The organism is Candidatus Symbiopectobacterium sp. NZEC135 (assembly GCF_025962695.1).
On record NZ_JAGFPF010000234.1, the window covers coordinates 1 to 2,189 of the forward strand.

Annotated in this window: 2 protein-coding genes and 1 pseudogene; all 3 read right to left on the reverse strand. The window is 47.7% G+C overall.

What is annotated here, in order from left to right; translation table 11 throughout:
* Positions 1 to 150, reverse strand: a pseudogene (gene hcp1, locus J5224_RS25305) (type VI secretion system effector Hcp1); the annotation flags it as partial.
* Between the two features lie 352 nt (positions 151 to 502).
* Entirely contained in the window at positions 503 to 862 is a 360-nt protein-coding gene (locus J5224_RS25310; protein ID WP_264627962.1) for a hypothetical protein, read from the reverse strand.
* A gap of 147 nt (positions 863 to 1,009) precedes the next feature.
* A partial coding sequence (locus tag J5224_RS25315) for a hypothetical protein (RefSeq protein WP_264627964.1) occupies positions 1,010 to 2,189 on the reverse strand: 1,180 nt, incomplete at its 5' end.

Here is a 2,189-nt window from a genome sequence, read left to right on the forward strand (position 1 = left end):
TACGGTAACCACGTGTTTGAATTCCTGTACCAGCATTTCATCTTCGTGGCCCTGCACGTAGATGTTGCCGACGGAGTCCGAGGTGAAAGCCCCTGCGGTGATATTGCCCTGAGTTTTACCTTCAATGCTGATATAGCATGGAGTTGGCATTGTGTTGCTCCTTGTTGTTGAACGGGTTGAGTCATTGCACCGTTTGCACAGCAATTCGCATGCCAGATTTTATCTTATTGTTTTTAATCAGTAATTAATTTAGCACTCTCTTCCTTACGTCGAGCCTGAGCAAAAAGTTGCGTCAACCTCGTGAAAAAACGGCATAAATTGCGTGAAAAGTGATTTGCACCATAAAGTGAGCAAAAAGTTGCGCAGAATGCGCAGTTGTTCTGGGAATTTGGCTTAGCCACATGCACCAACCCTCTCTTTGAGAGAAAAAATCGAGTAATATCTGTCTATTGGCTTTACCAGTATATTTTATGTGACCGACGTGAACGGCGTAATGCTGTGGTTAACGTTTTTTCTCTACCACACCTTTGGTGACCTTGCGGTTATACTCACCAACCACCACACTGAGCTGGCGGTGATTGAGCAGCACAAAACTCAGAACCCCTACAAGTAGCGCCAGCCAGCAGAACAGAATTTTTACCCCGCCGACACCGCTGAACAACAGAATAAAGGACAGCGCGAATCCTGGAAAAAACACGATGGCGGCAGTTCCTGCCAATACACCACTCAGCCACTTAACCGTCGGCGAGTAGAAGAAAGGCGCAAGGATAAGAATTGTCGCCAGCGGGCTTAAAATAGTGATCAACAGCGCGTAGCCCGGTTCTTGCATCAGAAACCTCAAATCAAAAGGTAAAGCCAGCATAACTCATCTCTTTAGAGGTAATTGTAAAAGTGGACGGAAGTGATCACACATCAGCTTCGCCCGAATCAGTCTGGGAAATGCATTGATGCCAATGTGATACAAGGAGACACTTTTATTAAAAAATGGAACGATAAACAATGCGATGATTCAATTCATGATCTCTGAAATTGGCAGTAAGGAAGAGAAGAACGAAAACAACTGCTCAAAGTGGATAACGACCTGGTGCTGTTTTACTTCAATGGGAACCGCGAGTATCAGCGCTATCGCCAGAGCGGTGCCAACCAAAAAGTAGCGAGCGCGGCTAAACACAACATTTAACTTTTTGCGGCGCTGGATATGGGCGATGGGGGCAATGCCAAATACTCGATGCAGTTTATCACGCGTGATCACCCACTCATCACCACGGCGCACGGCACGTCCAATCAGCAGACAATGGGAGCCTTGTCTAAGAATATATTCACGCTCAATCTCACGTCCGCTGCGCCGCTCTGCATTAACCGATAACAGATGGAAATCCAGGCCGATGGCATCGACCAGCACGCTACCCGTGCTGTCACGCAGCAGAAAGGGATGGCAGCACTGCTCTTCGTGAATTGTCCGGTAATGCGTTCTTCCCTCAAGGTCGCGATCTTCTTCACTGATACAGTGGTAATAACCAATACAGCTCTCTTCGCTCAGCGGTGCCAAGATCCGCTGTTGCGCCACCAGTTTGCCTTTCAGTTGAACCATGCCGGTCGCCATTGAACGCACGTTACTGCCAGGCAACATTTCCTGAAAACGCATAAAACGGCTCTGCGCGGATGGCTGCATAAAGCGGAAAATCACGATACCTATAAACGCGACAATGCCCAATATGCCGAAAAAAGGAATCAGTATCAGCGCGATAAGCGTCATAGCATTCAGCACAATTCGCCACAACGATACGCGTTTTGTCGTAGTGGTTGTGATGTTTGCTTTTAGTCTACTGGTAGCAGACTTGCGGGATGCAGCCTTTTTCTGTGGCGGTTCAGAAGTACCCTGGTCATCATCCTTAACGACGCGCAGCAGTGCCGAAATGCCATAAAATAGCAGAGCAGGCACGACAATCAGCGCAATAATCCCAACCGGCGTCAAGAGCTTATCGGAAAAAGCATCGCCAAAGATCAGATGAAAAATTTTGCCTGCTGCAACAAGCAGAACAGAGAGTATGACCGGTAACAGCAGAAAACCGACGCCATTAAAAAAACGAGACAGATTTTTAAGCCACATACTGATACACCAACGCCCCTGGTGGTTGTACGCTCGTCCTGAGCGGAAAGAAATTCCGGCAAATATGCTCCCAGCGTCC